Annotated in this window: 19 protein-coding genes; 9 read left to right on the top strand and 10 right to left on the bottom strand. The window is 62.7% G+C overall.

The window, feature by feature from the left end; all coding sequences use genetic code 11:
* Nucleotides 1-14 precede the first annotated feature (14 nt).
* Nucleotides 15-2,198, bottom strand: coding sequence for a pseudouridine synthase (locus tag NKH35_RS10875; protein WP_352914432.1), 2,184 nt, complete (start codon nucleotides 2,196-2,198; stop codon nucleotides 15-17).
* 180 nt (nucleotides 2,199-2,378) lie between these two features.
* On the opposite strand from NKH35_RS10875, the gene NKH35_RS10870 reads away from it, so the two are divergent.
* Nucleotides 2,379-2,831 carry a nucleoside deaminase gene (locus NKH35_RS10870; RefSeq protein ID WP_352914429.1) on the top strand — a complete coding sequence of 151 codons (453 nt, stop codon included), beginning with the start codon at nucleotides 2,379-2,381 and terminating at the stop codon, nucleotides 2,829-2,831.
* Between the two features lie 28 nt (nucleotides 2,832-2,859).
* Here NKH35_RS10870 and NKH35_RS10865 read toward each other — a convergent pair whose 3' ends face one another.
* The 3 genes from NKH35_RS10865 to NKH35_RS10855 form a co-directional block, all read right to left on the bottom strand.
* Nucleotides 2,860-3,543: a hypothetical protein gene (locus tag NKH35_RS10865; protein WP_352638804.1), complete on the bottom strand. Its 684-nt coding sequence runs from the start codon at nucleotides 3,541-3,543 to the stop codon at nucleotides 2,860-2,862.
* Nucleotides 3,544-3,744: 201 nt separating this feature from the next.
* Nucleotides 3,745-6,717, bottom strand: a complete 2,973-nt coding sequence (ileS, locus tag NKH35_RS10860) for an isoleucine--tRNA ligase (protein ID WP_352914426.1) — start codon at nucleotides 6,715-6,717, stop codon at nucleotides 3,745-3,747.
* A gap of 234 nt (nucleotides 6,718-6,951) precedes the next feature.
* Nucleotides 6,952-7,755, bottom strand: coding sequence for a MipA/OmpV family protein (locus tag NKH35_RS10855; protein ID WP_352914463.1), 804 nt, complete (start codon nucleotides 7,753-7,755; stop codon nucleotides 6,952-6,954).
* A gap of 213 nt (nucleotides 7,756-7,968) precedes the next feature.
* Here NKH35_RS10855 and NKH35_RS10850 point away from each other — a divergent pair, with 213 nt between their 5' ends.
* From NKH35_RS10850 to NKH35_RS10835, 4 genes are all read left to right on the top strand, one after another.
* Entirely contained in the window at nucleotides 7,969-8,274 is a 306-nt protein-coding gene (locus tag NKH35_RS10850) for an ArsR/SmtB family transcription factor (RefSeq protein WP_023689559.1), read from the top strand.
* Entirely contained in the window at nucleotides 8,271-8,753 is a 483-nt protein-coding gene (locus tag NKH35_RS10845; RefSeq protein WP_352914423.1) for an SRPBCC family protein, read from the top strand. Before NKH35_RS10850 ends, NKH35_RS10845 begins: the two co-directional genes overlap by 4 nt.
* 12 nt (nucleotides 8,754-8,765) lie before the next feature.
* On the top strand, nucleotides 8,766-9,179 hold the full coding sequence (locus NKH35_RS10840) for an MAPEG family protein (protein ID WP_023671536.1): 414 nt from the start codon (nucleotides 8,766-8,768) through the stop codon (nucleotides 9,177-9,179).
* 128 nt (nucleotides 9,180-9,307) lie between these two features.
* The gene (locus tag NKH35_RS10835) at nucleotides 9,308-9,862 is read left to right on the top strand and encodes an HdeD family acid-resistance protein (protein WP_352914420.1); all 555 of its coding nucleotides are present in this window, start codon (nucleotides 9,308-9,310) and stop codon (nucleotides 9,860-9,862) included.
* A 29-nt stretch (nucleotides 9,863-9,891) separates the two neighbouring features.
* On the opposite strand, the gene NKH35_RS10830 is transcribed toward NKH35_RS10835, so the two are convergent.
* Nucleotides 9,892-10,875: a bifunctional riboflavin kinase/FAD synthetase gene (locus NKH35_RS10830; protein ID WP_352914417.1), complete on the bottom strand. Its 984-nt coding sequence runs from the start codon at nucleotides 10,873-10,875 to the stop codon at nucleotides 9,892-9,894.
* Between the two features lie 9 nt (nucleotides 10,876-10,884).
* Nucleotides 10,885-11,745: a TIGR01459 family HAD-type hydrolase gene (locus NKH35_RS10825; protein ID WP_023671533.1), complete on the bottom strand. Its 861-nt coding sequence runs from the start codon at nucleotides 11,743-11,745 to the stop codon at nucleotides 10,885-10,887.
* A 335-nt stretch (nucleotides 11,746-12,080) separates the two neighbouring features.
* Between NKH35_RS10825 and NKH35_RS10820 the strand changes: the two genes are divergently transcribed.
* The 4 genes from NKH35_RS10820 to NKH35_RS10805 all read left to right on the top strand — a co-directional run bounded on the left by NKH35_RS10820 (nucleotide 12,081) and on the right by NKH35_RS10805 (nucleotide 17,592).
* Complete coding sequence (locus tag NKH35_RS10820; RefSeq protein WP_352914414.1) at nucleotides 12,081-13,970, top strand: pilus assembly protein TadG-related protein; 1,890 nt, start codon at nucleotides 12,081-12,083, stop codon at nucleotides 13,968-13,970.
* Nucleotides 13,971-14,157: 187 nt separating this feature from the next.
* Entirely contained in the window at nucleotides 14,158-16,131 is a 1,974-nt protein-coding gene (locus tag NKH35_RS10815) for a pilus assembly protein (RefSeq protein ID WP_023705732.1), read from the top strand.
* 152 nt (nucleotides 16,132-16,283) lie between these two features.
* On the top strand, nucleotides 16,284-16,916 hold the full coding sequence (locus NKH35_RS10810) for a LysE family translocator (RefSeq protein WP_023730458.1): 633 nt from the start codon (nucleotides 16,284-16,286) through the stop codon (nucleotides 16,914-16,916).
* Nucleotides 16,917-17,061: 145 nt separating this feature from the next.
* On the top strand, nucleotides 17,062-17,592 hold the full coding sequence (locus NKH35_RS10805) for a CAP domain-containing protein (protein WP_023689553.1): 531 nt from the start codon (nucleotides 17,062-17,064) through the stop codon (nucleotides 17,590-17,592).
* A gap of 29 nt (nucleotides 17,593-17,621) precedes the next feature.
* On the opposite strand, the gene NKH35_RS10800 is transcribed toward NKH35_RS10805, so the two are convergent.
* The 4 genes from NKH35_RS10800 to NKH35_RS10785 form a co-directional block, all read right to left on the bottom strand.
* Complete coding sequence (locus NKH35_RS10800) at nucleotides 17,622-20,240, bottom strand: EAL domain-containing protein (protein ID WP_352914411.1); 2,619 nt, start codon at nucleotides 20,238-20,240, stop codon at nucleotides 17,622-17,624.
* Nucleotides 20,241-20,572: 332 nt separating this feature from the next.
* Entirely contained in the window at nucleotides 20,573-22,108 is a 1,536-nt protein-coding gene (locus tag NKH35_RS10795; RefSeq protein WP_023694754.1) for a DHA2 family efflux MFS transporter permease subunit, read from the bottom strand.
* A gap of 349 nt (nucleotides 22,109-22,457) precedes the next feature.
* Nucleotides 22,458-23,651, bottom strand: coding sequence for an HlyD family secretion protein (locus NKH35_RS10790; protein ID WP_023736377.1), 1,194 nt, complete (start codon nucleotides 23,649-23,651; stop codon nucleotides 22,458-22,460).
* Nucleotides 23,648-24,118, bottom strand: coding sequence for a MarR family winged helix-turn-helix transcriptional regulator (locus tag NKH35_RS10785; protein ID WP_023705728.1), 471 nt, complete (start codon nucleotides 24,116-24,118; stop codon nucleotides 23,648-23,650). Before NKH35_RS10785 ends, NKH35_RS10790 begins: the two co-directional genes overlap by 4 nt.
* Nucleotides 24,119-24,234 lie beyond the last annotated feature (116 nt).

Here is a 24,234-nt window from a genome sequence, read left to right as displayed (position 1 = left end):
TTTAAGTCCCGGCATCATCTGGTCCTCGGGCCCTTGGGACCGTTGCGTGGCCGCTCGCCGCCCCGACCGCCATCCGGACGCTCGCCACCCGGCTTGCCGAACGGCTTGGCTCCGCCCGGCTTGCCATAGGACGGCTTGCCATAGGACGGCTTGAACGACGCCTTGCGCGCCTTGGCCTCGGCCGCCTTGGCGGCATCGGCTTCCGCCCTGCCCTTGCCGATCGGACGCGCGCCCGGCGCCATCCAGACATTAGCCTTGCGCTGGCCCGGCGGATCGATCGGCCGCTGCTCGCGCTCGGGCTTCTTGCCGCCGCGCGGTTTGTCACCAAAGGCGCCGCGCGGCTTGTCGCCGAAGCCCCCACGGGGCTTGTCGCCAAAATCGCCGCGCGGCTTTTCGCGAAACTCGCTGCGCGGCTTGTCCGAAAACTCGCTGCGCTCGGGTCTCGGGCCGCGTTCGCCAAAGCTCTTTTCCGGCCTCGCGCCCCTTTCGGGACTGGTCGACAGCTTGCCGAGCGCTTCGTCGCGGCTGCCTTCGCGGCGCTTGCGGTTCTTGATCAGACCGCCCTCGCCGATCGGCCGATGGTCGCCCTCGCGGGTGACTTTCGGCCGTTCCGGCTCCGCGTCACGCTCTCGCCGCACCGGCTGGTTGGAAAACGGCTTGATGATCTCGGCGTCGAAATTGGCGCCGGATTCCTCGACCAGCCGCTCGCCGAGCTGGTCGCGCAAGACGCGGCCCTTGATCTCCAGCACATGGCCTTCGGCGAGATCGTCGAGCTGGAACGGTCCGTAGGAGATACGGATCAGCCGCGTCACGTCGAGGCCGAGCGATCCAAGGATGTTCTTCACTTCGCGGTTCTTGCCTTCGCGCAGGCCGATCGTCAGCCAGGCGTTGGTGCCTTGTTCACGATCGAGCGTCGCCTCGATGGCGCCGTAGAAGACGCCGTCGACGGCAATGCCTTCACGCAGGCCTGCGAGCATGCTTTCCTCGACCTTGCCATGAACGCGCACGCGGTAACGGCGCAGCCAGCCAGTGGCAGGCAGTTCGAGCACGCGCGACAGACCGCCATCGTTGGTGAGCAGCAGCAGGCCTTCGGTGTTGATGTCGAGGCGGCCGATGGTCATCAGCCGTGGCAATTCGGCCGGCAGCACGTCGAACACGGTCTTGCGGCCCTCGGGGTCGCGGTTGGTGGTAACGACGCCGGCAGGCTTGTGAAACAGGAACAGGCGGGTGCGCTCGATCGGCGGGATCTCCATGCCGTCGAGATGGATGATGTCGCCCGGCATGACGTTGAAGGCCGGCGAGGTCAAAGCCCGGTTGTTGACCTTGACACGGCCCGCCGCGATCAGGTCTTCGGCGTCGCGGCGCGACGCCAGGCCGGCGCGGGCCAACCGCTTGGCGATACGCTCGCCGGCTTCTTCCGCATCTGCCGGACGCGGGCGCGGCTTGAAGGCGCCGCCAGATGCTTGCGGCCGGTCACCACCGAAATCGCGCTTGGGGCGATCGCTGAAGTCACGCTTGGGACGATCTCCGGCGTCGCGCTGCGGGCGATCGCCAAAATCGCGCTTTGGCCGGTCAAAACGCTTTTCGCCCTCGGCGGAAGCAGGCCGATCGCCACGCGGTGCGTAGGGCTTGCGAGGCCCTTCACGCTTTTCGAAAGGCTTGCCTTCGGGACGCGGCCCCTTGCTGAACGGCCGATCGCCGCCCTTGAAATCGCGCTTTGGCCGCTCGCCATCGGCCGCAACCGGCCGATCGCCGCGCGGTGCATAAGGCTTGCGCGGCCCCTCGCGCTTTTCATACGGCTTGCGTTCACCCTCGGCCGCCATAGGGCGATCCCCACGCGGCGCATAGGGTTTGCGCGGCCCTTCGCGCTTTTCATACGGCTTGCGCTCGCCTTCGGCTGCCATCGGCCGGTCACCGCGTGGTGCATATGGCTTGCGCGGTCCCTCGCGCTTTTCGAAGGGCTTGCCTTCGGAACGCGGACCTTTGCTGAATGGCCGGTCGCCACTTTTGAAATCGTGCTTGGGCCGCTCGCCCTCAGCCGCTGCGGGCCGGGCGCCTCGCGGTGAATAGGGTTTCTTGGCCCCGAAGGAGGGTTTGCCGCTTTTGCCGGCGGCGCCATCGCGGCGCGGCCCCGCGGCTCCAGGGCCGCTTTTGCCCGGGCCTTTGTGGCGCGGAGATTTCTTGTCGTTGTCGTCCATGTGGCCTTTGCCTTGTTGCGCTGCTACAGCGTGGCGCATCCTTTCGGACGCGCAAAGGACGCTATAGCACTTTGATTTGGCGCATGATCATTTCCGAAAATCTGTTCCGATATTCGGGTTGACGCGCTCCATAACAGGATCACCGCCAAGTGGCGAGGAGATAATCGGAATGGAAACCGCGTGAAGCGGCCGGATTTCATGGCGCTGGCGCTGAAAGAGGCGCAAGCCGCCGCCTTGCGCGGAGAAGTTCCGGTTGGCGCCGTCATCGCCAGCGGCGACACGGTGGTGGCATCCGCCGGCAACCGCACCCGCGAACTTGCCGATCCGACGGCGCATGCCGAAATGCTGGCCGTCCGCGCGGCCTGTCAAACGCTCTCCAGCGAGCGGCTGACCGGCCACGACCTCTATGTGACGCTGGAACCCTGCGCCATGTGCGCCGGCGCCATTTCCTTCGCCAGGCTGCGCCGGCTGTATTTCGGCGCGGCCGACGAGAAGGGCGGCGCGGTGGTCAACGGCGTGCGCTTCTTCGCTTCGCCGACCTGCCACCATACGCCCGACATCTATCCGGGCATGGCCGAAGCCGATGCGGCGCTGCTGCTCAGGGACTTCTTTCGGGAAAGACGCGAAACGTAGAGCCTTCAGCTACCGAAGGCGACGGTTCCTACCAGGAGGGCAGCCAGTCGAAGAGCCCGCCGCTCTTGCCCTTGGCGGCCGCTTCCTTCTTGAGGCGGCGTTCCTTCTTGTATTCATCCTCGCCGAGTTCGCCCTGCGGCGCCGTGTCGGAGGCAGCTCGATAGGCCAGAGGCGGCTCGCTCAGGTATCTGCGAGTGTTGGGATCGCCCTGCTTTTGCTCTGCGGTGCGGCGCTGGATCTCGGCGGCGCGGCCCTTGTCTGAATCCTTCGGCGACCAGGCCGGCGGGTGGCTTGAGCCCGAATCCGCCAGCGCCTTCTTCACGGAAGCCGGATCGGTCTGCACGTCGTCGACGATCCCCGACTGATAGGACGGGTCGTCCTGGTGGGCAGTGGCGTCGGCACGCAGGCGGGCGCGGCGCTGCTCGGGCGATTCGGGCCAATCGGTGCTCGCCGTCTCGATGCTTTCCTGAGGCGGCGGCAGCACTTCCTTCTGCCCCGGCGCCGGCTTTACCAGCTCCGGACGAGGCCTGTAGTCGATCTGTTCCTTGTGCTTGGGCGTGATGGCGAAGGCGCCGGAAAGGTCGCCGGCAAGCTGCTCGCCAGCCGTCTTGTCGGTGCCGTAGGTCGGCGAACCCATGCAACCGGACAGAGCGAGGCCGGACGCGACAAGCGGCGCCAGCAGCACAACGCGCACGGAAGTTCTGTCGATCATGCCAAAAAGTCCCACTCTAGACAGCCTCTCGATCGTCACCGGCCAAAGGCCCCGGTCCCCATCGTCCACGCTCTTGCGACGGAATTCCGGCGACAATTTGTCTTCCGGAGTTTCGCGTGTTTATCTCAACCACTCGTTAAGGGCAACGCGCGGGCGCTTTTCACCCGCCCGCCGTGGCATTTGTGCACCGGCTTTGAGCACTCACAAACGTCCCAGAGCCTTGAGTTCATGCAGCACGGCGGCATCGCGGGCAGACACGTCGGGGAATTCCACGTCCTGCCCGACATCGGCGGTATAGCGCCACGAACGCGCGCATTTGACCAAGCCGCGGTCCTCGGCCTTTTCGACCACCACCGCGACACCTTTGACATCGTCGAGCGCAAAGGCGCCTTCCGGCGCCTTGCCATGGGCGATGACGAGATCGCTGGTGATCGCCATCTCGGCCATGTCGACATCGGCGATCGCGGCTTCAAGCGTGGCATCGTCGAGGCTCACGACCGGCACGGCTTCCAGCGAGGCACCGATGACCTTCTGAGCGCGTGCGATCTCGAGCGCGCCGGTGACGACACGGCGGACCTGCCGCACCTTGCGCCATTTTTCCGCCAGTGCCTCGTTCTTCCAGTCGGCCGGAATCTCGGGGAACTGGTCGAGATGCAGCGAGACAGCATCCGGATGACGGTCGAGCCAAGCTTCTTCCGTGGTGAAGGGCAGCATCGGGGCCAGCCATTTCACCAGGCAGTCGAAGAGGTGGCGCACCACTTGTACCGAGGCCTTGCGCTTCACGCTGGCGGGTCCTTCGCAATAGAGCGCGTCCTTCCTGATGTCGAAATAGAAGGCCGACAGCTCGACCACCATGAAGTCGAGCAAAGTGCGGGTGATGCGTTTGAACTCGAACGCGTCGTAGCCCGAGCGCACGACCTCATCGAGCTCGGCCAGCCGATGCAGCATCAGCCGCTCCAGTTCCGGCATCTTGTCCAGCGGCACCTCCTCGCCATCGTCATGGGCGAGCGTGCCCAGCATCCAGCGGATGGTGTTGCGGAGCTTGCGGTAGGCGTCGATGTTGGTCTGCAGCACGTTCTTGCCGAGACGCTGGTCTTCCCAATAGTCGGTCGTCACCACCCATAGCCGCAGAATGTCGGCGCCGGACTGCTTGATGACGTCCTGCGGCACGACGGTGTTGCCGAGCGATTTCGACATCTTGCGCCCCTCCTCATCCATGGTGAAGCCATGGGTGACGACGGTGTCGTAAGGTGCCCTGCCCCTGGTGCCGCAGCTTTCGAGCAGCGAGGAGTGGAACCAGCCGCGATGCTGGTCGGAGCCTTCGAGATAGACGTCGGCCGGCCATTTCAGGTCCGGACGGTCTTCCAGCGTGAAGACATGCGTCGAGCCCGAATCGAACCAGACGTCGAGGATGTCCATCACCTGCTTCCATTTGGAGGCATCGTGATTGCCGAGGAAACGCTCCTTGGCGCCGGCAGCGAACCAGGCGTCGGCGCCTTCCTGTTCGAAAGCATCCATGATGCGCTGGTTGACGGCTTCGTCCTTCAGCACGTTGCCGTCCTCATCGGCAAAGACGGCGATCGGCACGCCCCAGGCGCGCTGGCGCGACAAGACCCAATCCGGGCGTTCCTCGATCATGGCGCGGATACGGTTCTGGCCGGCCGCCGGCACGAAGCGTGTGTCGTCGATCGCCTTCAGCGCACGGCTGCGCAACGTCGTGCCGTCGCCGAGGTCCTTGTCCATATAGACGAACCATTGCGGCGTGTTGCGGAAGATGATCGGCTTCTTCGACCGCCAGGAATGCGGGTAGGAATGCTTCAGCCGGCCGCGCGCGAACAGCGCGTTGCGCTTGATCAGTTCGTCGATGACCGCCTGATTGGCATTGCCCTTCTTGCCGTTATCGTCGATGACACGCGCGGCGCCACCTTCGCGATCCGGGCCAAAACCCGGCGCGTCCCTGGTGAAGAAGCCGGCATCATCTACAGTGAAGGGGATGGCAGGGTCGATGCCGCGTGCGCGCAAATCCGATGCCGCATCCATCCAGGCATCAAAGTCCTCGCGGCCATGGCCGGGCGCGGTGTGGACGAAGCCGGTGCCGGCGTCGTCGGTGACATGATCGCCGGCCAGCATCGGCACGGCGAATTCGTAGCCGCCGCCGAGACCTTTGAAGGGATGTGAAAGTGTAAGGCTTCCAAGCTCTTCGACCGAAACGCTGCGAAGGCGATTCAAGGTGACCTTGGCCTTGGCCGAAGAGTCTTCGGCAAGCGCATCTGCAAAGATCAGCTTTTCACCGGGCTGTGGACCGAACGAATTTTCGGCTGCGGTAACTTCATAAAGGCCGTAGCCGATCCGTGACGAATAGTTGACGGCACGGTTGCCGGGGATCGTCCACGGGGTTGTCGTCCAGATGACGACGTGGGCATCCCTCAGTTCCTTGATAGCTTCCCAAGCGCCACCCAACTCGGGTGTCGTGACAGTTCTTCCTGATCCAGCGCCGACGATCGGGAACTTCACCCAGATCGTGTCGCTCTCATAATCATGGTATTCGATCTCGGCCTCGGCCAGTGCGGTGCGCTCGACGACGCTCCACATTACCGGCTTGGAGCCGCGATAGAGCTGGCCCGACATGGCGAACTTCAACAACTCCCCGGCGATGCGCGACTCCGAGTGGAAAGCCATCGTCGTATAGGGGTTCTTGAAGTCGCCGACAACGCCGAGCCGCTGGAACTCGCCACCCTGCACCGTGATCCAGTTCGCGGCGAAGTCGCGGCATTCCTTGCGAAACTCGTTGACCGGCACCTCGTCCTTGTTCTTGCCCTTGGCGCGGTACTGTTCCTCGATCTTCCATTCGATCGGCAGGCCGTGGCAGTCCCAGCCGGGCACGTAATTGGAGTCATAGCCGCGCATCTGGAACGAGCGGGTGATGACGTCCTTGAGGATCTTGTTCAGCGCGTGGCCGATATGGATGTTGCCGTTGGCGTAGGGCGGGCCGTCATGCAGCACGTATTTTTCGCGGCCGGCGGCCGCCTCGCGCAGCTTGGCGTAAAGGTCCATATCCTGCCAGCGCTTGACCAGCAGCGGTTCCTTTTCCGGCAAGCCGGCGCGCATCGGGAAATCCGTCTGCGGCAGGTAAAGCGTCTTGGAATAGTCGATCGTTTCAACAGTGTCGGTCATTGGTCTGCCATGTGCATTGCCCGGCGGGCGTAAAAGCTCGGGCGTGAACTATCATGATTTGGAAAAAGCGCGAGGGGGCGCGCAAAACTCCCGGCGGCTCCGGCGGCGCTCAGGCCGCCCGGAACACCGGGCCTGTAATTCGTATCGTCAGCGCGCGAAGGCGCGAAAAGCTCGTCATTGCCGGGCTTTTAGCCGAGAAAGCCGCAGGAATAAAGCGTCTCTTGTTCGATTCACTTACATCGCGAAGTCGAAGCGATAGGTGGTCGAGACGCCGACCGTGAACTGGTTACGGTCGCCGCGCTCCTTGACCAGGCTGGAATCGGCGGCCGGGCCCATCAGGCGCGCATATTCGCCGAACAGGCTGGCGGTCATCGGATCGGTCACCTTCCAGGTGATGGCGCCACCAAGGCCGGTCGATTTCAGGCCGCCGCCAGGATGGTATTCGCTCAGGCCCGAGGCCGCAGCCTCCTTGGCGTTGACACCATAATAAGAGTCGAAATAGCCCGACGAGGCAAAGGACACGCGTGGTCCGCCCGAAATTCTGACAGTCGGCGTCACGTCGTAGAAAGCATCGGCGGCGATGTCGGCGACAAAGCCATCATGGGCACGAATGCCATGGCGCAGTTCGGCGCGGGCGCGCAGCCAGTCCGTCGGATAGATTTCGAAGAAGCCGCCGACCTCACCGCCCCAGCGCACCGGGTCGAGGCCCTTGAGCTCATCCTTGCTGTCGCGGGAAAACAGGAATTTTCCGGTCAGGCCGGCGCGGACGCCGCCATCGTCGACCAGCGCCAGCGAGATGTTGTCGTTGCGCGAGGTAAAGCGCGCGGCCGGGCCGGCCTTGCCCAGTGAGATGATCGGCGATGCGCTGAGCAGATAGCTGTTGGAGCCCTCGAATTTCGGCGCGACCATGCCGGTGGCGCCAAGCGTCAGGTACCAGTCGCCGGACATCCAGCCGAAGGCACCCTCGCCCGCATTGGCGGTGGACACAGTGAGCGGCGCCGAGGCGAGAAACAGCGGAATCGCCCAGACAATACCCATCATCACCCCCATACGCGAAACAAAACGGAGAGAACACCCGGCAGCCAAAGCCATGGCGCCGGTTCGGTAAAATTTGACTTAAAATCTACAGCAGTGGCGGCAACTGCGACCCTGTTTTTTGCGCTGTGGCCCATTTGAACAGGGCGCCGCCGGGCCTGTGGCGAGTTGACAGAAATAGCGAATTTGCCTAAATTCGCGTTAGTGCAGACTAACATGAACAGATGGACCGCGCTTGGCGACCCGACCAGGCGGACGATCTTCGAACTGCTGGTCGAACAACCCTGTTCGGTCGGGGAATTGGCTCGTGCGCTTCCTGTCACCCGGCCGGCGGTCTCGCAGCACCTGAAGGTGCTCAAGGACGCCGGCCTCGTGGCCAACACACGGCTAGGCAAGCAACGCATCTACCGGGTCGAACCGGAAGGCTTGGCCAGCCTGCGCGCCGAACTCGACCGGTTCTGGAGCAAGACCTTGGCGGCCTACAAAGTGGTCGTCGAACAGCCCTTGAAGGAGCAGGAATGAGCACACATCAACCGCCCGTGAGGCACTCCATCCTTGTCGAGGCTCCGATCGCACATGCCTTCAAGGTCTTCACCGAGGACTTCGGCAGTTTCAAACCCAAAGAGCATAACCTGCTTGCGGTGCCGATCGCGGAGACGATCTTCGAACCCCGCGTTGGCGGTCACGTCTACGACCGCGGTGTGGATGGCAGCGAGTGCCGCTGGGCACGGTTGCTGGCCTACGAGCCGCCGAACCGACTGCTTCTGAGTTGGGATATCAGCCCTCAATGGCAGATCGAGACCAATCCGGACAGGACCAGCGAGTGGGAAGTCCGGTTTACGGCGGAGACGAATAGCCGGACCCGCGTCGAGATCGAGCATCGCAATCTCGAACGTCATGGCGAAGGCTGGGAAGGCGTGCGCTTTGGGATTGACGGTGATCAAGGCTGGCCGCTGTATCTCAGGCGATTCCAAGATCTTTTTGCCGGCAAAGTGACCTGAAGGAGCACAACTATGGAACCCTATTGGCTAAGCATCCTCGGTGTACTGATCCTCTGTCTTTTGTCAGTCGCGCTGGCGGTTTACTCGGGTTCGTCCAAGGGATTTGCCGGAGCGCTTTCCGGTCCGGTGATCCCGGCCGACGACGCCAATCTCCTCTACAGGATCGACCGCGTGCATATGAACTCGGTCGAGGCGCTGGCGCCTTTTGTCGTCCCGGCGGTGCTGGCCATGATGGTTGGCGTTGGGTCGGCCACGTTGGCGACCATTGTCTGGGTTCATGTGGCGATACGCCTGCTTCACCTAGGGGTTTACCTACGCGGCGGCAATGCCGCCAAGGGTGGCAGTGTCAGAACGATCGTCTACGTCTCTGGAGCGATCGTCACGCTTGTCCTCGTCCTTGTGACTGGGTGGGCTGCCATAAATTGACACATACGCGCGAACCTCAAGCCACCGACGCTTTGTTTGTTTGCTAGCCGTCGCCATCGGCTGGACGTCCGCTACAGCCGGGGCTAACCTCCCGGCAAGGTGCCAGGCGATTTCGAGGAGATGCAGCCATGACCCTGCACGGTGATACCCTGAAAGATGCGATGGGCCGGACACGGGACAAATGGGGGTGGTTCGTCGCGCTCGGCGTGCTGCTGCTCATCTTCGGCGGCATTGCCTTCGGCAATCTGTTCATCGCCACCGTCGCCTCGGTCTATGTCGTGGGCTGGCTGATGCTGATGGCCGGCATCATCGAGATCGTGCATGCCTTCGGCGTGAAGACCTGGAGTCGCTTCTTCTATTGGCTGCTCAGCGGCCTGCTTTATGCCGTTGCCGGTTTCTTTGCCTTCGACAATCCGCTGCTGGCCTCGACGGTGCTGACCTTGCTGCTGGCGGTGGCGCTGGTCGCTTCAGGCGCGCTCAGGGCCTGGGTCGGCTATAGCCACCGACCGGAAAAGGGCTGGGGCTGGGTCGTCGCGGCAGGCCTGATCAGCGTGCTGGCGGGGCTGACCATCGCCATGGGCTGGCCGGTCAACAGCCTGTGGGTGCTCGGCCTGTTCCTGGCCATCGACCTGATCTTCCAGGGCTGGAGCTTCATCGCTCTCGGACTGGCGTTGAAGAAGTAGGGGCTTGAAGAGGTAAGCGGCCGGAAGGCTCAAAAAGCGATGGCGCCGTCCAGATCCGAAAGCGGCCTGACGCCGGCCAGCAGCGCGCGCGCCTCCGCCTCGTCGCGCTTCATTTGTGCCACCAGCCCATCGAGCCCATCGAACTTCACCTCGGGACGCAAAAAGCCGAAGAGCGATACGTCGCAGATCTCGCCATAGAGATCGCCGGCAAAGTCGAAGACGAAGGTTTCGAGCAGCGGCGCGCCATTGTCGTCGACAGTCGGGCGACGCCCGAAGCTGGCGACACCATCATAGAGCGTGCCGTCGGCGCGGCGAAAGCGGACGGCATAAATCCCTTCCTTCAGAGTCGTTTCCGGCGAAAGCCTCATGTTGGCTGTCGGGAAGCCGAGCGTGCGGCCGAGCTGCTGGCCGCCGATCACTTCGCTTTCGACGGTGAAGCGGTAGCCGAGCAGGCCTGCGGCCTCGGCGACCTCTCCCTCGCAGAGCAGCTCGCGGATACGGCTCGACGACACCACCTCGGCGCCCTCGTCGCGAAAGGCGTCGACCAGGGTGACGCCGAAACCATGGCGCTCGCCTGCCGCCATCAGAAACGCAGGACCGCCCTGCCGGTCCTTGCCGAAGTGAAAATCGAAGCCGGTGACGGCATGGGTGATGCCGAGGTTCGTCTCCAGCACATCGGTCACGAAAGCCTCGGCCGACAGGCCGGCAAAGGCGCGCGTGAACGGCTGTTCGACGATTGCGGCAAAGCCCAGATGCGACAGCAGCCGCGCCTTCATCGGCGGCGGCGTCAATACGAACAGCGGCATATCGGGCCTGAACACCTTGCGCGGATGCGGGTCGAAGGTCAGCACTAGCGCCGGCACGCCGCGCCGCCCGGCTTCGGCAAGCGCGCGATCGAGCACCGCCTGGTGGCCGCGATGGACGCCGTCGAAATTGCCGATCGCCACCACGCCGCCGCGCAAATGCGGCGGCAGCGGCGCGGTTGCTGAAATGTGTTCGAAAGCTGCGCTCATGCAGCAACCCTACCGCAGTCTCGGAATGACGGCGACCGGCCGGTAGCCGTGCTTTTGCAGAAAGGCTGCAAGCCTGGCGGGGTCCGGCTGCATGGGATCGCCATAGTCGCGCGCGTGAATGCCGCCCGAGACGTAAAGCACGTCGATGCCGTTGTCGGCGGCGCCCTTGACGTCGGTCATCATGCCGTCGCCGATGGCCAGCACCTCGGTGCGCGCGACGTCTCGGCCTAGAAGCACGGCAACCTCCCGCAGCGCTACGTCATAGACCGGCGCATAAGGTTTTCCGGCGATCAGCGTGCGGCCGCCAAGCTGGGCATAGTCGCGCGCCAAGGCGCCGGCGCACCAGATCATGCGCTCGCCGCGTTCGACCACGATGTCGGGATTGGCGCAGATGAAAGGCAGGTTCCTGGCGCGCAGCCGGCGCAGCAGATCGGCGTAATCCTCAGGCGTTTCCACCTCGTCGTCGAACAGCCCGGTGCAGACCGCGCCGGAGGCCTCGAACTCCTCGACGAGCTCGACGTCCAGACCGTCATAGAGGGTGAAATCGCGGTCGGCGCCGATATGGAAGATTTTTCGTGGGCCTTCGGCGATAAGGTCGCGGGTCACATCGCCTGAGGTCACGACGCGGTCGTAGGCGGCGGCGGGAACGCCGATCGCATTCATCTGCGCCACCACATCGGCATTGCGGCGCGGCGAGTTGGTGATCAGGACGACCGGGACCTTCGCCGCACGCGCGGCGGCAAGCGCTTCGGCAGCCGCCGGAAAATGCCATTCGCCATTGTGGATCACGCCCCAGACATCGCACAGGATGGCCGAGTAGGCGCCCGACAAATCCGCGAGCGAGCCGATGATATCAGGCGAATCCGCCATGCCGTTTACCTGCTGTGACGATCATTGCGAGAGCTGCAGCCGACGGTCCGCCGCAACCGGCCCCGCATTAACCGAAGCGTTTCATCCTGTCACCAGCTTTTCGGCACTTGCCAGGCTGTTGCGCAACGGCTGATCGAAGGTTGCACAGGCAGGAACCACCCTTCTCCGAGCTTCGGTCTATCGAAACAATGTCGCACCGCTGATCACCAGGGCCGAGTGGTTAACGAGCCTTGAAAAGATGGGCCCATGTTGAACGCATTTCAGCAACCTGAAATTTAACGATTTTGTGGGCATCTTCGGACCGATATTGGGGTCCTGGCAGGGGTGCTGAAGGCATGATCCGCAGATTTCTGAACGACAGACACGGCAACTATGCCTTGATGACAGTGATCACCATGGTGCCCTTGATGGGCGCGCTGGCGCTTGCCATCGACTACACCGATCTCTTGCGCCAAAAGCAGAACATGCTGAACGCGCTGGATGCCGCCGGGATTGCCACGGCACAGCAGATCGTCACCGGGGCGACCGACACGGCAGTCAAGGCCTATGCGAAGGATTTCTTCGAAGCCAATCTCGGCCGCGTCAAAGCAGCCAATACGGCCCTGACGGTGACGCTTCCCAACAACAACGCAGGTGGTGGCACGCTGAAGCTGTGCGCCGAATTGACGTACCACCCCTATTTCCTGCCGGCAGCGGCCATGATGATCGGAAGAACCGCCGCCGACGTCACAACATCGGCATGCTCGGAGATCCGCCTCAAAAACACGCTGGAAGTGTCTCTCGTGCTCGACAATTCCGGCTCTATGAGCACCAACGGCTCCGGCACCGGCCAGCCGCGAATAGATTTGCTCAAGAAGGCCGCGACCGAGCTTGTCAATACAATGGCGCTCCAGGCCGCACAAATGAAGCAGGTGACCAAGCCGGTGCAGTTCTCGCTGGTCCCGTTTTCTGCGTCGGTCAATGTCGGCGCTCCGATCCCCCCGGCTCCATTGCCGACGTGGCTGGACACGACCGGCATTTCCCCGATCCATCATCAGAACTTCGATTGGTCGACGATGACAGCGGCGGCAAATGCCACCAAATGGATCGAAAAAGTAGGCAGCGTTTACTACCAGCGCGGCACGGGCTGGGGCACTGACAAAGACAAGGAGATGACGCGTTTCACCCTCTATCAGGACATGATGGCAACGACCTGTACGAAGAAAAACTCGAACGGCACTTGCAAGACCTCCGTCGTCGCCAAATACGAAGCCTGGAAGGGCTGCGTGGAGGCGAGGCCGTATCCCTATAATGACGACGACACGTCGCCGACCACTGGCACGCCCGCCACCATGTTCGTGCCGATGTTCGCGCCGGACGAAGCTGGCAATTTCTGGACCGACACAACTCGCACCAGCACATCGACGTGGGGTTACGCCAACAATTGGTGGATCGATTATTCCGACACGCTGACTGTCCCCAAACGCCAGGCGGATATGCGCAAGTATTTTCTGACAAAGCCCTGGGACGCAGCAGCCGCTGCGGCCGATGATGGACCCAATTCGGCATGCACGACCGCCGCGATCACGCCGTTGCAGGACATAACCACCACCGATGGCAAGAAAATCCTGACGGATGCCATCAATGCCATGGCCCCGACGGGCAACACCAACGTGCCGGAAGGGCTGGCCTGGGGCTGGCGGACGGTGTCGAGCAACGAGCCTTTTACGCAAGGCCGGCCGAACACCGAAAGAGGCAACGACAAAGTGGTCATCGTCCTGACCGACGGCGCAAACACCTATAGCATCGGCCCCAGCAACGACATGACCAGCAACTACGCCAAGAATGGATCGACCTACGCCGCCTATGGCTACACCGGCCCTAATTTTCCGAAGCCAGTGGAGCCTGCGACCCGCCTGTTCGTCAACACGACCGTCGCCAAGACAACCTATACGGCGACCAACTACACGGCCGCGCTTGACGAGCAGATGCAAACCCTTTGCGCCAATGCGAAGAATTCGAACATTCTCTTGATGACCGTCTCGCTCGACCTTGTTAGTTCCAAGCCGGCGGAAAAGACTGCCATAGATGCGCTCAAGAAATGCTCCTCGGATTCGCGCTTCCGCAAGGATCCGACCGACCCGAGCAAACCGGCGAAGCTGTACTGGAACGCGACCGGCGCCACCTTGTCGCAAAGTTTCAAGGAAATCGCCGACGAACTGTCGAACCTGCGCATCGTCAGCTGATCGGCGCGATCTTTCGAACAAGGCGCTCCGCCTCGGCGGGGCGTTTTGCGTTCGGCAACTGGCGCATTTGGTTAGCGCCTGGTGAAGCGCTATCCGCGCAATCGAGCAGTTTCCCAAACCCGTCCTTCAACGTTTTGTGAAACTGTGGCGGCATTGAAGAATCCGCAGGCGGGGCCGCTTACATCACATGCGTGAACTCTGGCGCACATTCCGGCGTGACTTCTGGCGTGACCGCCGCGGCAATTACGCTCTGATGACCGTTGTGGCGATGGTGCCACTGATGGGCGGCGTGGCCATGGCCGTCGACTACACCGGCGTGGTCAGCGAGAAGCAGAGGGTGGTCAACGCGCTCGACGCCGCCAACTTCGCCACCGCGCGCCGGCTGGTGGAAGGCGCCACCGACGACCAGTTGCGGGCCTATGCGCTCGACTTCTTCAAGGCAAACCTCAACGACGTCGATCCCGCCGACACGACGCTCAGCGTTACGCTGCCCAGCAGCACGACCGGCGGCGGCATCGTCAAGCTGTGCGCCAGCCTGGTCTACAAGCCCTATTTCCTGCCGGCAGCGGCGATGCTGATCGGCAGGACGTCGGAAAACGTCACCTACTCCGTGTGTTCGCAAGTCCGGCTGAAGAACACGCTGGAAGTGGCCATGGTGCTCGACAATTCGGGGTCGATGTCGAACACGGGCACGGGTGCCGGACAAAAGCGCATCGACCTTCTCAAGCAAGCCGCCAAGCAGCTCGTCGACACGCTTGCCTTGCAGGCCGCGATGATCAAGCAGATCGACAAGCCGGTCCAGTTCAGCCTTGTGCCGTTCGCCGCCTCGGTCAATGTCGGCGCCAGCAACGACAACGCGTCGTGGATCGACGCCTACGGGCTGTCGCCCATCCACAATGAGAATTTCGCCTGGTCCACCCTTAACGCAGCCGACAAATATGCCCAGAAGATCGGCGGCATCTGGTACAAGAAAGGCACTGGCTGGGGTGAGCAGGAGGGGCAGATGCTGACCCGCTTCTCGCTCTACCGCGACATGAAGGTGGTCACCAGCCACGAGCGCATCGTCGGCAGCAAACGCGTGGTCTGCGACAAATATCGCGCCAATCATACATGCTCGGACAGCCACAACGAATACGACTACAACGACACATACGGACCGTTCGCCAGCTGGCAGGGCTGCGTCGAGGTCCGTCCCTACCCCTATAATGTCACCGACGCGCCGGCCTCCGGCGGACCGAACAACACCGGCACCGGCGTCGGCGATCCCGCGACCATGTTCGTGCCGATGTTCGCGCCGGACGAGCCGGGCAATCATTGGTACATAACGCAGGACCCCGACGAGGTGGCCCCCAAGACCTATGGCGCAGCCAACAGCTGGTGGAACGACGATCCGGCGAGCACCACCGGCAAGACCAGGCAGTCCAACATGGCCAAGTATTTCCAGCCACGGCCGATCAATGCTCCGGTGCTGGGGACGGGTGCAGGTCCGAATTACAGCTGCACCACCACGCCGATCACACCGCTGACCGACGTCGCCAACGCCGCCGGGCTGACCAAGATCAAGGCAGCAATCGACCTGATGGCGCCCAACGGCAACACCAATGTGCCGGAAGGCATGGCCTGGGGCTGGCGCACCGTCTCCAGCACGGAGCCTTTCACAGGAGGACGTCCTGAGACGGAACGAGGCAATGACAAGGTGGTCATCGTGCTCACCGACGGCGAGAACACCTATTCGACGGTGAGTTCCGACCCCGCCGGCAACAAGTCGACCTATGCCGGCTATGGCTATACCGGCGTCGGCTACAACGGCACTGCGGTCACCCGCCTGTTCGGCGGCACGTCGAGCGCCATCGGCCAGCTCAACTATTCGTCGAGCAACTACACCGCCGCGCTCAACGAGCAGATGGCGACGCTGTGCAACAACGCCAAGGCGGCCAACATCATGGTGATGACGGTGGCGCTCGACATGTCGACGACCGACGCCGGCGACAAGAGCGCGATGGAGGCACTGAAGACGTGCTCGTCGGACTCGCGCTTCCGCAAGGATCCGACCGACCCGAGCAAGCCTGCAAAACTGTTCTGGAACGCGACCGGCGCCACGCTGTCCGACAATTTCAAGGAAATCGCAAACGAGCTCTCGAACCTGCGCGTGGTGAGCTGAGGGTTGAAGCTGCTGATCTTCCCCCTTGCGGGGGAAATTGACGGCTTCGCTTTCGTCTTTTTTCGACGCTGGCGCAAAGTCTCCGGCCATCATGCTCTTGCGGTGAGTCAAAACGCGTGCTCGGTATCGTCACCGCCTCCCGGAGATTGCCCGTGCCCGAAACCGCCAACCATCTCGCCTTCGCGCTGGTCTGCCTGGGCATGGTGCTGACGCCCGGGCCGAACATGATCTACCTGATCTCGCGCTCGCTGTCGCAAGGCCCCAAGGCCGGGCTGATCTCGCTCGGCGGCGTGGCGGCCGGCTTTCTGTTCTATGTCGTATCGGCTGCGCTGGGCATCACCGCGCTGCTGCTTGCCGTGCCGTTTGCCTATGACGCACTGCGCATTGCCGGCGCGCTCTATCTGCTATGGCTCGCCTGGCAAGCGGTGCGACCCGGCGGGCGCTCACCATTCCAGGTGCGCGAACTGCCGAAGGACAGGCCGCGCAAGCTGTTCGCGATGGGCCTGATGACCAATCTCCTCAACCCCAAGGTGGCGGTGCTTTATCTGTCGCTGCTGCCGCAGTTCATCTCGCTGGGCAAGGGCCATGTGCTGTCGCAGCTTCTGGTGCTCGGCGCCACGCAGATCTCGATCAGCCTGACCGTCAATGCCATCATCGCGGTAACGGCCGGTTCGATCGCGACCTTCCTTGCCGGACGGCCGCTATGGATGGTCATCCAGCGCTGGATGATGGGCACGGTGCTTGCCGGGCTGGCGCTTAAAATGGCGACCGACGCGCAACGCTGATCGGAGGCAACGCGCCGAGACTACATCGGCCGCCGACCTTCCCATTCGAATCGATCGGCCGAACCCGCACGGAGGCCAGCGATTGAGATTTTCGCGGCCCTGCCCGGCAAAAGCCATGATCGCCGCTAAGTCAGCTCGCATGACAATGATCTGCAGCACCAATCACCCGCTCGCGCAAACCCGCTCTGGCGCAGCAAGTCCAAAACCAAACAGGCGCCTGCTGCTGATCGGCCTTGCAGCCATGGCCGGCCTCGCTGCTTGCAGCACGGTCTCGGTGCCGACCGGCGAAGGCGCCGGTGTGTCGTCCTCGGCCACCGCGACGCTGGCCGGCATCCGAGCTTCGGCCGGACTGCCGGCGCTGGTGCCGGACGCCCAGCTCGAGCAGGCCGCTCGGCAGCAGGCCGGCTATATGGCCTCACGCGAACGCATGAGCCACACGACGGGCTGGGGAAAGGATTTCGCGTCGCGGATGAAGGACAATGGCGTGCGGGGCGCCGCCGCCGAGAACATCGCCGAGGGCCGCTTCGACCAGCAGAAACTGTTCGACATATGGATGCATTCGGCTGGCCACCGCCGCAACATGCTCGATCCGGATTTCAGCCGCTTCGGCCTCGCCTATGTACGCGACGGACGCGACAGCGCCATCCGCTACTGGAGCCTGGTGCTCGGAAAATAGCAGCCAGCGGTTACGGCGCGAGCCAGCCGTCAGCCTTTCGCGATCAGCTCGCCGATATCCCCAGCCGACAGGGGTTCGCTGAAATAATTGCCCTGCACCTCGTCACAATTGTTCTTGCGCAGGAAGGCGACCTGGTCTTCCGTTTCGACACCTTCGGCCAGCACCCGAAGGTTCAACTTCTGCCCCAGGGAAATCACGGCGCCAGTGACCGCCTGATCGTTCTCGTCGGTCGCGAGATCGTTGATGAAGGACTTGTCGATCTTCAGCCGCGCCACCGGAAACGTCTTGAGGGCGCTGAGACTGGAATAGCCTGTTCCGAAATCGTCGATCGATATCTGCACGCCGAGCTTTTGCAGTCCGTTCATCGTTGCGACCGCCAGCTCGAAATCCTGCATGATCAGGCTTTCCGTCACTTCGAGCTCGAGATACCTCGCCTCCAGGCCGCTTTCCTTCAATGCGTTGACGACGCGGTCGATCAGGTTCTTCTCCCGGAACTGCCGCGCCGACACGTTGACGCAGACGGCTACGGGCGACAGACCGGCGCGCTGCCAGGCTTTGTTCTGCCGGCAGGCTTCGTGCAGGATCCAGTCGCCGAGCGGCACGATCAGCCCGGTCTCCTCGGCGGTCGGGATGAACATCGCCGGCGAAACCAGGCCTCGCGTCGGGTGGTTCCAGCGCACCAGCGCTTCAACGGCGAAAACCTGCCCCGATCGCAGATCCACTTGTGGCTGATAGTGCAGAGCGAATTCCGACCGGGCGAGCGCGTTTCGCAATTCCTCCTGAAGCAGGAATTTTTCATGTGCCGTTGAGTTGAACTCCGGGGCATAGAACTGGAAATTGTCGCGGCCGAATTCCTTGGCGCGATACATGGCGGCGTCGGCATTGGCCAACAGCGTATCCGGGCTGGTCCCGTCCTTCGGGTAATTTGCGATGCCGATGCTGGCCGTCGTTCTCAGCCGATGCTCTCCGACAAGAACCGGTTCCGCGATCGCATCCCTGATCGTCTGCAGGGTTTCCGAGACCACATCGACATTGGTGGTTTGGTCGAACAGGACGATGACAAATTCGTCGCCGCCAAGCCGCACGACGGTGTCGGTGGCCTTCACGCATCCAACCAAACGGCTGGCGACGGTCTTGAGGAGTTCGTCACCGGCATTGTGGCCAAACGTATCGTTCACCAGTTTGAAATTGTCGAGATCGATGAACACCACCGTCATCCAGCGATTGTATCGCTGCGCGTAGAGGACCGCCTGGGAAAGCCGATCCTCCAGCAAAGCGCGATTGGGCAGCCCGGTCAGCGCATCATGGTTGGCCATGAAGTGGATCTGGTCTTCCGCCAATTTGCGCTCGATCGCGATGCCGGCAATGTGTGTGGTGAATTCGATCAGGCGGGTCTCGGCATGGGTGGGTTCGCGCACGGTCATCGAATACATGGCAAAGACGCCCAACACGACGCCCCGATGCGACAGGATCGGGGTTGACCAGCACGAACGATAGCCATGGGGTGCCGCCAGTTCGCGGTAATCGTCCCAAAGCGGATCCTGCAGAATATCGGTAACAATGACCGGTTCCCGCCGGTAGATGGCGGTTCCGCAGGATCCCACCTTGGGACCGATGGCCGCCCCATCGATGGCGCTCGTATAGGCTTTCGCCAGGCCCGGCGCCGCACCGTGACGCAAATGAATGCCGTCCTTGTCGAGCAGCAGGACGGAACCGAATATCCCCTTCAACTGAGACTCGACGAAGCGCATGAGGCGGTCGAGCACGTCCTCCAGCGGCGCGCTCGTGGCAATCATTTCGAGGATCTGCGCCTGCCCGCTGCGAAGGACATCCGCCTGCTTGCGGGCGGTGATGTCGTGGGCGATGCCAACCAGGCCGAAGATTTCATTTTGACGATTGCGCAGCGGCACCTTCGTCGACGAAAGCCATTTGCCGGCGCCCGACGCATCCACGACAAACTCTTCCGCGTCGATCATTGGTTGTCCGCTCTTGAGCAGGCGCTGCTCGACCAGGCGAAATTTCCGCGCAAATTCCGGGGGGTGGAGATCAAAATCGGTCAAACCGATCATGTCGCTGGTCTTGTTGCGGCCGCTATCGGTCGCAAGGGCGCTGTTGACCACGACGAAACGGCTTTGCGTATCCTTGACCCAGAGATAATCGGGCACCCAGTCGATCAGCGCCTGCAGCGAAATGCGCTCGTCGACGATCTGCCGATTGGCGAGGAGTTCAGTGATGTCCTCATGCGTGGCGATCCAACTGCCATCGGGCATGGGCTGGTTACGGATCTGGATTGTGCGACCATCGACAAGTTTGGCGGTCCAGAGCCGCGAAGCCTTGCCCGAATTGATCGAGCGAGCCGTTGCGAGATAGGTGTCGGCGGCCGTCGCCGCCGTGCCGGCGGCAACGCGGCGTTCGACTATTTCGCTCAGTGTCACGCCAGGCCGCAATTCCTCGGGCGCAATGCGGTAGATTTCCGCATAGCGCCGGTTGCTCAGGATCAGCCGTTCATCGGCATCGAAAAAGCAGATGCCTTGCGAAATATTCTCGATCGCAGTCTCGAAGCGCAGGGTCTGCCCTTCGAGACCCGCAATGGTCGTGCGAAGTTCTCCCTCGAGCGTATCGTAGGAAACGTCAGCCAGTCTTGCCAATGCGGCTACGCCCACCGGCCCGCGCGCCCCGACGGATCTTCTGGATGACTTCGTGACCAAACAGACCTCCTCCGGTTTGGCACCTGAAACAAGAAAGGGCCTCTGTCGTGCCAGACGAAAGTCGACTGACAATGTTACAGATGTGCTAATTCAAGATGAACTGTAACGGAATTGGAGGCGTCAGCAACCAGATACCAAAGGTGCAAATTCATTTCAAATCAACTTCCAACGGCTCATTATCGATATTCTTTTGCACACGCGGGTTTTGACGATCATCCGAGCAACAATCATCAGGGGCAACCAGCTTGCTGCCAGCGCTACCGGCGCCCGCCTCAATCCATATGCGCGGCAGGAGCGGCCGCGCCGGCCGGAGCGGTCTTCGGCTTGCGCAGCAGGAAGACAAACGGAATGGCAACCAGCGTCATCACCATCAGCAGTTTGAAGTCGTTGACGTAGGAGATCATCATCGCCTGGATGTTGACCATGCGGTCCACCTGCGAAAGTGCCGTCGGATCGCCGCCTGCTGCCGCCGGCGAGGCCGCCCACAAATTGGGGTTGAACGGGTTGATGAAAGCCGACAGTTCGGTGTGATTGACCTGCGTGTTGCGCACCATGAGAACCGTCACCACCGACACGCCGATCGACGAACCGAGATTTCGAACCAGGCTGAACAGGGCCGTGGCGTCGGTGCGGAAGCGCACGTCGAGCGTGGCGAAGGCCACCGTCGACAGCGGCACGAACACCATGCCCATGCCGAGGCCCTGGATGACGCCGGAGCTAAGGATCAGCCAATTGTCCATCTGCGGCGTGAAGGAGGACATGGTGTAGAGCGACTGCGCGGTGAGCAGAAAGCCGATGACGACGAGGATCCGGGCGTCGATCCTGCTCATGAGCCGCCCAACGACAAGCATCGAAATCATCGTGCCGACACCGCGCGGCCCCAGGACGACGCCGATGGTCACGGTCGGATAGCCGAAGATGGTCGACAGCATCGGCGGCAGCAGCGACATCGAGGCCAGGATCAGCACGCCCATGACGAAGATGAAGGCCAGACCGGTGACGAAATTGCGGTCGAGGAAGATCTTGGGGTCGATGAAAGGACGTTCCGCCGTCAGTGTGTGGATGATGAACACCCAGAAGCCGGTGATCGAAAGAGCAAGCTCGATCCAGATTTCGACCGAGGAAAACCAGTCGACCTCGCCGCCGCGGTCGAGCAGCAGCTGCAGTGCGCCGACGCCGAGCGAAATCATGGCGAAACCGAAGAAATCGAAGCTGCGTATCCGCCGGGCAATGACCGGCAAATAGGCTGCCATGCCGAGGAAGGCGATGATGCCGACCGGCAAATTGATGAAGAACACCCAGCGCCAGTTGAAATTCTCGGTCAGCCAACCGCCCAGCGTCGGACCCAGGATCGGCCCCAGCATGATGCCGGCGCCCCAGATGGCCATCGCCTGGCCGTGGCGTTCCCTGGGGTTGATGTCGAGCAGGAAGGTCTGCGACAGCGGCACGATGGCTGCGCCGAACACGCCCTGCATCAGCCGGAAGAACACAATGCTCTCCAGGCTCCAGGCAATGCCGCACAGCATCGAGAACACGGTGAAGCCGACAACCGCCGCCAGGAACAGTTCCTTGCGGCCGAAGCGGTCGGCCAGCCAGCCGGTCACCGGCGTCATGATCGCGGCGGCAACGATGTAGGAGGTCAACACCCAATTGATGTTGTCGGGCGACGCGCCGAGGTCGCCGGTCATGGTCGGCAGCGCGACATTGGCGATCGTGGTGTCGAGCGCCTGCATGACCGTCGCCAGCATCAGCGCCACGGTGATCAGGCCGCGATGCGGCACTTCCTTGAAAGGTTCTGGTGTGGTCATGATGCGGAACTTCCGACAGGTAACAATAACGTGTACACTAGGTTTCCGGGCGGCGAGGCCTTCTCTGGTGAAGAGACCCTCATCGCGGTGGGACGCGATCTATCGATGTGGGGGTTACATCGATCGAAGGTCTCGACACATCAGGCGCTTGCCGCCCGGAAATCCAAGGTCCGAAGGATGGGCGCCGAGATGGTCCAGGTTCTGGGCAGCCCGCAATGCGGCCCGGTCCAATCCACCCCTCGTTCAACCTGCCGTCGGACCGATCCTGTCATCTCAACTTCACCTCGCCTGCGGCGGGCGTTCTGCCGGGCCGTGATCCTGCTTTTCGAGATCACGGTCCATTCACAGTCTATTGTGCTTCGCCTGCGGTGGCGTGGCCGAAGATAGCGGGGAACCCGCGTGCCACGCCGGTATCCACCGTAACCGAGGCGCTCATGCCGGTGCGCAGCGCCATTTTGGCGTCGGCATCGGTCAGCTCCAGGCGCACCGGAATGCGCTGGGTGACCTTGACCCAGTTGCCGGTGGCGTTTTGAGCCGGCAGCAGCGAAAACTCCGCGCCAGTGCCGGCGCCGATCGCCTTGACGGTGGCCTCGAAAGTTCTGCCCGGATAGGTGTCGACGACGATCTCGGCCTTCTGGCCAGGCTTCATGTGGGTAAGCTGGGTTTCCTTGAAATTGGCATCGATCCAGGTGTCGCCGGTCTCGACCAGCGCAAACAGCGGCGTGCCGGAACCGACATACTGGCCGATCTTGAACGAGGAGGCCTGGCTGATGACGCCGTCGGCCGGCGCCTTGACCGTGGTCTGCGCCAGATCGTAGGCGGCCTTGTCGCGCGCGGCGAGTGCGGCCATCACCGTCGGATGCTTGTCGGTCTCGATATCGGGATTGCCGGCGAGAGCCGCCTTGGCGCTGATGATGCCTTGCTCGGCAACGGCCAGTTGCTGCCTGGCCTTGTCGAGATCGTTCTTGGCCTCGTCCAGCGACGATTTGGCGTTGATGCCCTTCTGGGCAAGGTCGGCGGCGCGGTCATACTGCGACTGCGCGTAGTCGACCTGGCTGGCATCGGACTTTTCCTGCGCCAGCGCCTGGCTGTAGGCGGCGCGCAGCTGTTCGATACCGACGCGTGCGACTGCGACCGCCGCGTCGGCCTGCGCCAACGCGATCCGGTAGGGCTCGGGGTCGATGGCAAACAGCACATCGCCCTGCTTGACCTGCTGATTGTCCGAGATGCCGACCTGAACGATGCGGCCGGCGGTGTCCGAGGCGATCGACACCTTGGCCTGCTGCAAATTGGCGTTCTCGGTTTCCTGATAGCGGCCGCCGGTCACCCAGACATAACCGCCACCAATGGCCAGCGCGGCCGGCAGGGCGACCATCAGCAGCAAGCGGCCGAGGCGGCGCTTCTTGACCGGAGCCGGAGCGGGTTGAACCGGGGGAGCCACCGCGACAGGTGCTGCGGCCGGCTGTGCAGGCGCTTCGGCGGCCGGCTTTGCCGGCGTCTCGATCTTGGTTACATTCTCGTCTAGCTTGGCTGCCGCGTTCATGCTGCTGCCCCTTCCGTACTCTTCAAGGACGACGTCTCGCCGTCCGCCAGGTTTTGCACGATGGTGTCCAGCGCCCGGATAAGGACGCGGCGGTCGTCCGGCGAAACGCCGACCAGCGATTCCTCATAAACTTCGCCAGCAAGGCTTTTGACCTCGGCATAGGCCGCGTTCGCCTTGGCTGTCGGGAAGATCATGCGCACGCGCCGGTCAGTTGCGTCGGAGCGCCGCTCGATCCAGCCGCCCTCCTCCATCCGGTCGACGAGGCGTGAAACGCTGATCGGCTCGATTTCGAGAAGTTCGGCGAGGCGAGCCTGGGCGACGCCGGCCTCCTTGGCGACGCGAACCAGAAGCCGCCATTGTGCCGAGGAAAGGCCAAGACCGCTGGCGCGCGCCTCGAAGCGCTTGCGCATGAGGCGCTGCACGTCGTGGATCAAAAAGCCCAATCTATCTATGCCGTCGGAAACCATGAGCGGTATATATTATAAGCGTGCTTACCATTCAAGGCGCCGCATTGCGCCAGAGCCGAAAAAGAGGGATGGCAGCCATGCAGATGCGGTCATGGCACAGTCAATAACGGTTGCGG

The organism is Mesorhizobium sp. M1143, assembly GCF_040318435.1.
GTDB lineage: Bacteria > Pseudomonadota > Alphaproteobacteria > Rhizobiales > Rhizobiaceae > Mesorhizobium.
This window is presented reverse-complemented; position numbering and strand designations above follow the sequence as displayed.

Excerpts from the sequence above, each read along its gene's own strand:
- NKH35_RS10875 (WP_352914432.1), bottom strand. The coding sequence starts at position 2,198 with ATGGACGACAACGACAAGAAATCTCCGCGCCACAAAGGCCCGGGCAAA.
- NKH35_RS10865 (WP_352638804.1), bottom strand. The coding sequence starts at position 3,543 with ATGATCGACAGAACTTCCGTGCGCGTTGTGCTGCTGGCGCCGCTTGTC.
- ileS (WP_352914426.1), bottom strand. The coding sequence starts at position 6,717 with ATGACCGACACTGTTGAAACGATCGACTATTCCAAGACGCTTTACCTG.
- NKH35_RS10855 (WP_352914463.1), bottom strand. The coding sequence starts at position 7,755 with ATGGGTATTGTCTGGGCGATTCCGCTGTTTCTCGCCTCGGCGCCGCTC.
- NKH35_RS10850 (WP_023689559.1), top strand. The coding sequence starts at position 7,969 with ATGAACAGATGGACCGCGCTTGGCGACCCGACCAGGCGGACGATCTTC.
- NKH35_RS10845 (WP_352914423.1), top strand. The coding sequence starts at position 8,271 with ATGAGCACACATCAACCGCCCGTGAGGCACTCCATCCTTGTCGAGGCT.
- NKH35_RS10840 (WP_023671536.1), top strand. The coding sequence starts at position 8,766 with ATGGAACCCTATTGGCTAAGCATCCTCGGTGTACTGATCCTCTGTCTT.
- NKH35_RS10835 (WP_352914420.1), top strand. The coding sequence starts at position 9,308 with ATGACCCTGCACGGTGATACCCTGAAAGATGCGATGGGCCGGACACGG.
- NKH35_RS10830 (WP_352914417.1), bottom strand. The coding sequence starts at position 10,875 with ATGAGCGCAGCTTTCGAACACATTTCAGCAACCGCGCCGCTGCCGCCG.
- NKH35_RS10825 (WP_023671533.1), bottom strand. The coding sequence starts at position 11,745 with ATGGCGGATTCGCCTGATATCATCGGCTCGCTCGCGGATTTGTCGGGC.
- NKH35_RS10820 (WP_352914414.1), top strand. The coding sequence starts at position 12,081 with ATGATCCGCAGATTTCTGAACGACAGACACGGCAACTATGCCTTGATG.
- NKH35_RS10815 (WP_023705732.1), top strand. The coding sequence starts at position 14,158 with ATGCGTGAACTCTGGCGCACATTCCGGCGTGACTTCTGGCGTGACCGC.
- NKH35_RS10805 (WP_023689553.1), top strand. The coding sequence starts at position 17,062 with ATGATCTGCAGCACCAATCACCCGCTCGCGCAAACCCGCTCTGGCGCA.
- NKH35_RS10795 (WP_023694754.1), bottom strand. The coding sequence starts at position 22,108 with ATGACCACACCAGAACCTTTCAAGGAAGTGCCGCATCGCGGCCTGATC.
- NKH35_RS10790 (WP_023736377.1), bottom strand. The coding sequence starts at position 23,651 with ATGAACGCGGCAGCCAAGCTAGACGAGAATGTAACCAAGATCGAGACG.
- NKH35_RS10785 (WP_023705728.1), bottom strand. The coding sequence starts at position 24,118 with ATGGTTTCCGACGGCATAGATAGATTGGGCTTTTTGATCCACGACGTG.